Below are 7,942 nucleotides of genomic sequence, written 5' to 3'. Positions count from 1 at the left end.
TCAAGTTCACTGACGGTATAGAACAGACCAACGATACCGAAAACCGCGCCGCCTGATGATGCGCGTCACCCAAAATCAACCATAGCTCCATGACGCCATCGCGCAACCAGTCAGGCGAACGCGACGTATCGGGCGGTATCACGAAGGCGGGCGACGTCAATCTGCGCCGCGCGTTATGTCAGGCTGCGACTGTCATGATGCATCGCGGACGGTCGACGTGGCTGAGAACATGGGCTGCGCAGGTCGCGCGACGCCGTGGCGGTAAACGCGCCATGGTTGCCTTAGCAAGGCGTATCAGCGTCATCCTGCACAGGATGTGGGTCGATGATACCGACTTCCGGTCAGACATTGCCATGCCCAATGCGGCCTAAAAGATTGCGTTTCCTGCCGTCCCTTACCTGACTGCAGGCCTTCGAGGTCCCCCAGGGACGTGGTTTCGATGATGCCGTGGTCTGGACTGTTGCCGGTTCACATCGAGCACGCCAATGAGATGGGCACATCGGAATTGCATTGAACCAGCATCATGTTGGCAGCCCCGCGCTGACCACGGACCGAAGCATGCACCCGGGTGATCTCAGAAGAAGGCGACAGTGATAAAAGGACGGCTCAGAAAGAACCCGCATCAAACCGCAAACAGGCGGCCGGACACGCATGTCAAAAAGCCCTTGACTGAAAGGTCCCTGTTACCGAAGTCCTGACCCTAGGGTCAGGATACATTGATTTCTGTGGCGCTGCGTGATTCACGCTTCCAAAAATGGAGCGGTGACATGAGCGATCTCTTTGGGCTGACCGACGCGCAGATGGCGCGTCTGGCACCTTTCTTTCCCAAGTCACACGGGAAGCCCCGGGTTGATGACAAGCGGGTGCTGAGCGGGATTATCTTTATCAATCGCAATGGCTTGCGTTGGCGAGACGCTCCTGCTGCATATGGCCCTCACAAAGCGCGCTACAGCCGCTGGAGCGTTAGAGCGACAAGGGCATCTTCGCGCGGATGATAGCCGGGCTGGCGGCGGAACACGGCGAAAAGACGACCTTGATGATTGACGCGACATACCTGAAGGCCCACCGAACGGCGACCAGCATGGCCGCCAAAAAGGGGGGCGTGGTAGCCTGATCGGTCGCACCCAGGGCGGCATGAACACGAAGCTGCACGCCATTTGCGACTGCCAAGGTCGACCGATTGATCTGTTCGTCACCGCCGGGCAGGTGAGCGATTATATCGGCGCGCGGGCACTGCTCAGCGGCCTGCCAAACGTCAAATGGCTGCTCGGGGATCGTGGCTATGACGCTGACTGGTTCAGAGAAGCGCCGCAGGACAAGGGGATACGCGCGTGCATCCCCGGCCGAAAGCAGCGCAATACACCGGTGAAGTATGACAAGCGCCGCTACAAAAGACGCAGCCGCATCGAGATCATGTTCGGCCGGCTCAAGGATTGGCGACGTGTCGCAACCAGATACGACCGGTGCCCCAAGGCCTTCTTCTCCGCCATCGCTCTCGCCGCAATCGTCATCTATTGGCTATGAGTCCTGAGTATAGCGCAGGTATTTTCGGGCTACATTTTAGCCTCTCGTCCTCTCACGGCTGCAGGCGAACGAAGTCGTAATGTCATCAATGCGCGGCGATTCCGGTGACGTCCTCAGACGTGGTGTAGCTGTCGGTGGCCATAGAGTTTTTCGGTAGGGTCGGGTTGCTGAACCAACCTGAACCGACGGATATCCCCGATGACCAAACCCATGATGGACATCCGTGCGTTTGTAGAGAACAGTGGTGATGCCGTCGTGCTTCGCGAGATGATCGACTTTGCTGTCGAACCACTGATGGAGCTGGAGGTTGGCACCCAGACCGGCGCTGACTACAGCGAGAAGTGCAGCGCGCATGGCGCAACGCAGCCGTTCGTGATCACACCTACCGCCAGCGTGACCGCGACGCTGACGATCCTGCCGCCTTGGTGGACCTTCAGGTAAGTGGCGTCGGCCCAGAGGTAGGGCCATTCTACTTCGATCATCCGGGTGAAGAAGGCATCGACCGGCTAGTCGATTTCTTCGCAGAGCCGACTGACCTGGCTCTTCGGAATGCCGGTCCCGCCCATGGCCTGCACGAGGTCATCCATCGACCGCGTCGAAACGCCGTGGACATAGGCTTCCTGGATCACGGCATTTTCATTGGGTCTGGTATGTCGCACACATGACGCCAAGCGCAGTCTTCGTAACGTCCAGCGTTTTCTGATGCGGGTCGCGGCGAATCGCTGCGCGCCAGCGGGTCCACGACCCGCGTTGGAGAACCTCCCACGGAAGCCGCGGGGATCTTGGACGATACAAGACCTAGGATTGGCCTCAATCTCGCCCGGTTTTCTTGATCTGAAAAGGAAACGGCGGGTATATTCAGTTCGCGGCAAGTTTGATCCATGGGGTAGTTCGTTGAAAAAAGAAGATTTGATTGACTTTATTTGTGAAGATGCAGGACTGCGTCGAGAAGACATTTCAGATGACACATTACTGTTTTCTGATGGGTACATCGACAGCTTCACAATGACATCATTGATTGCCTTCATTGAAGACGAAGGCAATATGACCATTGAGCAATCAGCTGTAACACTGGAGAACTTTGATTCTATTAATAACATTATGGCGTTTTGTGGTGGTCAAAATGCCAGCTAAGAAACGGTCATTTTTCGATGTTAAAAATAGTGTTTCAGCAAACAAGCTTAGGCAATATCCGGGCATAAAGAAAGGTTATGATCGCCTTTTTCCCTACGCGAAACCAAAAATAAAGAGTGAAACCCGTATACCTTATGACGGGACGTTTTTTGTTATTGGAAATTGCTTTGCCCGGAGTATTGAAAAATCTCTGAATCGTGCGGAACGCCGTTATCTGTCCAGCCCTACTGATCTTGGCTTGCCTGGCTCCGCAATGGAGCAATTTGGCCGTTATAATATTTATAATCTTGATGTCTCAACTAATGAAATCGATTGGGCGCGCGATCCGAGCAATAACGCCGTCAATGATGCGCTGATCGAAGTTGAGGGTGAGTGGGTCGATATGCAGATCCACTGGACCTTCGCTCATGGGAAACAAGACGCAGAAACATATCGTAAGATCTATAACACGAGTTACGCAGGTGTTTACAATGCTGACACTGTTATCGTGTCAGTGAGCGGCATTGAACAATGGTTTGATAGAAAAACTGGGCTTTACCTGAACATCATGCCGTCACGTCGCATGACCGACGACGCGCCAGACCGTTTTGAACTCCACCGTTTGGATGTTGACGCCTGTGCCGCTAGCTTACGCCGTTTCTGCGACCTTGTTCTGGAACATTCTACGAAAGATCCGCTTATTCTTGTTACTGTCTCGCCCGTCTCCCAACCTTCGGTACATGGCGACGACGATGCACTAGTAGACCAGTTTTTGGCCAAGGCAACCCAGCGTGCCGCTGCTGATATGGTTTGTGCCGAATATGACCGCGTAGAGTATTTACCGTTTCTAGAAATGGCCATGCTGAGCGATTTTAAATTCGGATATCGTGAGAATAGTCCCAACCACACTTCGCAAGCGCTAGCAAACCGTGGCGTAGCGCATATGCTGGAAACCTATGAAGGACCCAGTGGCGGCGCGACCTTGCTGGCTGCGATCGGCCATACCGAAGCGCAATTGATTGCGCTTGATTTTGAAGCTGCTGTTGTTGCAGCCGAAAAAGCAACCAATTTTGATTTACGCAATGACGAATTGGACATGCTCTACACAAGAGCGTTACGCGGTGTGTCAAAGAATTTTGAAGCAATGACATATCTTTTGGACCGATTGGTTGAAGGTGTGGTCACGGACCCGGATCGGCACATCCGAGAAGTCCTGAACATGCTGAAGAATACAGGTGATAAGCATCAGATTGAGCGTTTGCTCGTATATTTGATGGATTGGGACATTGATCAGAAACAGTATGAGTTGTTGTTTGACGCGATGTTTGAGGCGCGTCAAAAAGCATCCACAATTGCTGGTGCGCACGCGCAAGAGATCGCCGCTCTAAAGAAAATGGCCCGTGAGGGCGAGCACAGGGCGATTGTGGAGCAGGCCAAAACGATGCTTGATAATGCTGACGATCCGCTTGCCCTGCAAGATCGCGAAACAGTGTTACTTCTCATGACGCAATCGATGGCTAAGCAAGGCCACCATGCCGATATATTTCTGCCGTTGACCAACTATGTCACAGATAGCGAAAAACCTTCGATCAGACTGACCACGATGTTGCTGAACTACGCGAAATCTCATGCGGATGTTGCAACGCTTGAAACTATCATTAACCTGAAGGATAAGATCGGTGATGCGTTGCAATGGGGCATTTTGGAGACGCGTTTCCAGCGACTTCAGGCAGATTTGTCCCGAGATATTCAGCCTGCGTGGCAATAAGGAAGTCTGTCGATGGTCCCTCCCCTTGGCCCAGCGATTTCCCTACGGGTCATGCGTGACTGGATCGCGCTGCAGGACTCGGCGCGTATGCCGACCCCAGTCTATCTTTATGATCTTGATGTCATGCGCGCACGCCTCGCTATTTTGAACAGCATGTTTGGCGCCCAATTTGACGTCAGTTACGCTATCAAAGCGAACCCAAACGCAGCCATTGTAAAGACAGCAGCCGATAGCGGCCAAAACCTTGATGCATCGTCTTATGCCGAAGTTGTGCGCGCCCGCAAAACGGGCATTGATCCAGCGAAAATCTCGTTTTCCGGGCCGGGTAAACGCCTGACCGAGCTGGAGCTATTCATCGGCACAGGCAGTGAGCTTGTGGTGGAATCGTTTGAAGAAATCGCAGACGCTGCGCGGATTGCATCGACCAAAGGCATCACCCAAAACGTGCTGATCCGCGTGAACCCAGACTTTGTGCCGCGCGGTTTTGGGGCCAGTATGTCAGGCAAGCCATCCCAATTTGGTATCGATGAGCAAAGTGCGGCCGACGCAGTGGCCGCCATTGATGCAGCCCCAAACTTGTCGTTAGTCGGTCTGCATATTTACACCGGCTCCAACAGCCTGTCCGCCGACACAATTGTCGAGAACTTTGAAAACATGGCGCGACTGTTCACGGAACTGGCCGATGGCGGCTCTCGCAAGCTTGAGAAATTGATCTTTGGTGCGGGATTTGGCGTTCCTTATCACAACGGTCAAACACCGCTTGATCTGGAAAAGGTCGCCGCCGGCACCCTGCACATCGCGAAATTGCTCCGCAGTTATGCAGGCTTTGCCGATACTACTTTTATTCTTGAGTTGGGGCGTTGGGTGGTTGGCCCGGCGGGTGCCCTGCTCACCTCGGTTTTGAGCACGAAAATCAGCCGTGGCCAGAACATCCGCATTTGCGACGCGGGTTTTAACAATCATCTGGCGGCGTGTGGGATGATGGGGTCCGTCTTCCGCAAAGACTGGCCAGTCGCGCATCTGACCGCAGAAGCAAATTCTATTGAAGAATCGGTCAAACTCACGGGGCCGCTGTGCACCTCAATTGATGCGCTCGCCGGGCCGTTGAATTTGCCTTTCGTCAAACGCGGTGATGTTCTTGCTGTGTTACTGTCAGGGGCTTACGGCCTTACCGCCAGCCCCAGTCGCTTCATCAGCCACCCCGAACCGTTTGAGATTATCATTGAAGACGGTGAATTTCGGGACGTGACGGAAAGTCACCACAATCATATCCATGGCCATGGTAATGCATGAACTTTATGTGAGGTTTAAGGCGGTCACTGCCTTGCACCCTGACAAAATTGCTATCGCCAAGGATAAAGAAACGACCACTTTCGCTGCTTTGCGCGATATGGCCGCTGCGGCGGCCCCACTCTTGGCGGAAGCCGGCGTTGGTCATGGCCGTCCACTCGTCGTCTCATCTACAAACACGGCCGCGGTTGCGGCAAACATTCTTGCCACTTGGGCGCTAGAGAGCTTCCCGGTTCTTGTCTCACCAGATGCACCCACCGCGCACCTTGACCATGCAATTGATGTCAGTGGCGCCGCAGCATTGCTGGCGACGGATGGCCTGAATACCCTCACGCCCAAACAACACACCGACGATTTACCGAGCGAGATTGGCTCTGTCGTCTTTACGTCAGGTTCTTCTGGGAACCCCAAAGGTGTGATGCAATCAACGGCCAATCTGATGTCTGGGGCGGCGCGCATCAGCGACTTGTTTGGCTACAGGCCAGACGACAAAATCCTCTGCCCGGTGTCATGGACCCACGATTACGGCTGGGGCCAACTCCTTTCTTGTCTGCTGCAAGGTACGTCGATGGTGCTTCCCGCGCTGCCCAGCGTGCAAAGCTTGAGCGACGCGATTGAACTTCATCATCCAACTATTCTTGCGGGCACACCGTCAGTGTTTGCGGGTATGGTTTATGGCATCTCTAACATTCGCAGTGCAGATCTTTCGTCTGTTCGATTAGTTACCAGCACCGGATCACATCTGCTGCCGGAGCTTGTGTCTGATCTTTCTGTCCTTTTGCCTAACTCCAAACTGTACGCGAATTATGGCCTGACCGAGACTTACCGCTCTTGTAGCTTGCATCCCGATGACCGTGATGGCCGTGAAATGAGTGTGGGGCGCGCTTTGCCCGGCGTGACAATTACTGCCGTTGATGACAGTGGCACCCCCGTGCCCCACGGCACTCTTGGCACATTAATCCACGCTGGTGCTGGTGTGTGCCTTGGTTATTTGCGGGATCCCGATCGCACATCAGAGCTTTTTTTCCAGATGAATGCAGTGCGGACCGGTGACATAGGGATGATCGACGCAAATGGCTTTGTTTACCTACAGGGCCGAAAAGACCGGATGATCAAAACGATGGACGTCCAAGTTGCCCTTGATGCAGTCGAGCGCACCCTGTCAGCCTCAGGCCTTGTCACTGCCGTTGCCGTTGTCACGCAGCCCGATAAAAGCCTTGGTCGTAAGATTATTGCGTACGCGGTTTTGAAAAATGTAGAGGATGGTGCCGCGTTGAAACAATACGCACGCGCCAATCTCACAAAGTTTCAGCTTCCGCGCTCTTATCATTTCCCTAATGCTTTACCAAGAACGCCAAGTGGTAAGGTCGACTATGTGACACTTTCGAAATGACTAGCCTGCTTGCAGTTTCTGCAACACGCTTTTTTATGACAACGGATGCGTCGTACATGAAGCTTCGTTTCGACGCTGCGCAAATGCAAACACCGCACCCCTACAGGCTGAAGATCACCGACGTAGAGCCTGACATTGCCATACTGACCCGCACAAGTTGGTCGGTGGCAACACCGTTTGATCTCATGACCAGTCGCCTCAGGATGCGCCCCCTGACGTCTGATGATGAAACCGCATTCCATAAGATCGCAGGTCAACGATCTATTGCGCGCATGTTGGTAAACCTTGAACACCCTTTGTCCTTTGATGCTGCTGTCAAATGGCAACGCCAACGCCGGTTTACGGGTCGGTTGGGTTTTATGGTTGGTATTTTTGATCGGCAAAACACCCTTATCGGGGCCATCGGTCTCGGCGGATTATCCACAGCGCTTGTCTATTTCCTGGCTGAATCTGCACGCGGCAAGGGATACGGAACCGAAGCTGTCCGTGCATTCCTAGAGTATACGCAGGCTCGTTTTGCACTCACAAAAACGTTTGCCGGTGTCTTCACTGACAACCCTGGCTCGCGTAAAATTTTGGAAGGATGCGGCTTTCAAGTATTAACCACATCAACTTTCCAATCCCCAGCCCGCGACACCCCAGATGCCATCTGGGAAATGGAGTGGCACCGAAAAGGTTTTGAGCCGATTTAATCCAAGTTTTCTTCGTAACCATGTCATTGTCATCGCCTGCCTGAGGCTGAGACGATGATCTAAGATACGTCCCCTGACCTGCCACGGGATTTTTCCTCTATTTGGAATGAGAGTCCGACCCAACGAAGGGACGGACAATGAAGCGAACGAGATACAGCGAAG

5 protein-coding genes and 4 pseudogenes are annotated in these 7,942 nt (G+C 53.5%); 8 read left to right on the top strand and 1 reads right to left on the bottom strand.

The window, feature by feature from the left end:
- Positions 1-89: 89 nt before the first annotated feature.
- From GZH79_RS04105 to GZH79_RS04095, 3 pseudogenes are all read left to right on the top strand, one after another.
- Positions 90-371, top strand: a pseudogene (locus GZH79_RS04105) (transposase); the annotation flags it as partial.
- A 396-nt stretch (positions 372-767) separates the two neighbouring features.
- Positions 768-1,524 (top strand): annotated as a pseudogene (locus GZH79_RS04100) (IS5 family transposase).
- A 198-nt stretch (positions 1,525-1,722) separates the two neighbouring features.
- A pseudogene (locus GZH79_RS04095) lies at positions 1,723-1,872 on the top strand (IS256 family transposase); the annotation flags it as partial.
- A 17-nt stretch (positions 1,873-1,889) separates the two neighbouring features.
- Here the strand turns inward: GZH79_RS04095 and GZH79_RS04090 are convergent.
- Positions 1,890-2,156 (bottom strand): annotated as a pseudogene (locus tag GZH79_RS04090) (transposase); the annotation flags it as partial.
- A gap of 172 nt (positions 2,157-2,328) precedes the next feature.
- On the opposite strand from GZH79_RS04090, the gene GZH79_RS04085 reads away from it, so the two are divergent.
- From GZH79_RS04085 to GZH79_RS04065, 5 genes are read left to right on the top strand one after another with little or no spacing between them, the layout of a single operon-like run.
- Positions 2,329-2,658, top strand: coding sequence for an acyl carrier protein (locus tag GZH79_RS04085; protein ID WP_211642088.1), 330 nt, complete (start codon positions 2,329-2,331; stop codon positions 2,656-2,658).
- On the top strand, positions 2,648-4,405 hold the full coding sequence (locus tag GZH79_RS04080; protein WP_211642086.1) for a GSCFA domain-containing protein: 1,758 nt from the start codon (positions 2,648-2,650) through the stop codon (positions 4,403-4,405). Before GZH79_RS04085 ends, GZH79_RS04080 begins: the two co-directional genes overlap by 11 nt.
- A 51-nt stretch (positions 4,406-4,456) precedes the next feature.
- Positions 4,457-5,698 (top strand): alanine racemase, encoded by a 1,242-nt coding sequence (locus tag GZH79_RS04075; protein ID WP_211642083.1) that lies wholly within the window; start codon positions 4,457-4,459, stop codon positions 5,696-5,698.
- Positions 5,691-7,088, top strand: coding sequence for a long-chain fatty acid--CoA ligase (locus tag GZH79_RS04070; protein WP_211642081.1), 1,398 nt, complete (start codon positions 5,691-5,693; stop codon positions 7,086-7,088). Before GZH79_RS04075 ends, GZH79_RS04070 begins: the two co-directional genes overlap by 8 nt.
- Before the next feature lie 56 nt (positions 7,089-7,144).
- Positions 7,145-7,780, top strand: coding sequence for a GNAT family N-acetyltransferase (locus tag GZH79_RS04065; protein WP_211642078.1), 636 nt, complete (start codon positions 7,145-7,147; stop codon positions 7,778-7,780).
- Positions 7,781-7,942: the final 162 nt, after the last annotated feature.

Source organism: Loktanella sp. SALINAS62 (genome assembly GCF_018263905.1).
Classification (GTDB): Bacteria; Pseudomonadota; Alphaproteobacteria; order Rhodobacterales; family Rhodobacteraceae; genus Loktanella.
The sequence above is the reverse complement of the archived record's forward strand: the minus strand, read 5'-3'. Positions and strand labels throughout refer to the sequence as shown.

Excerpts from the sequence above, each read along its gene's own strand:
- GZH79_RS04080 (WP_211642086.1), top strand. The coding sequence starts at position 2,648 with ATGCCAGCTAAGAAACGGTCATTTTTCGATGTTAAAAATAGTGTTTCA.
- GZH79_RS04075 (WP_211642083.1), top strand. The coding sequence starts at position 4,457 with ATGCGTGACTGGATCGCGCTGCAGGACTCGGCGCGTATGCCGACCCCA.
- GZH79_RS04070 (WP_211642081.1), top strand. The coding sequence starts at position 5,691 with ATGCATGAACTTTATGTGAGGTTTAAGGCGGTCACTGCCTTGCACCCT.
- GZH79_RS04065 (WP_211642078.1), top strand. The coding sequence starts at position 7,145 with ATGAAGCTTCGTTTCGACGCTGCGCAAATGCAAACACCGCACCCCTAC.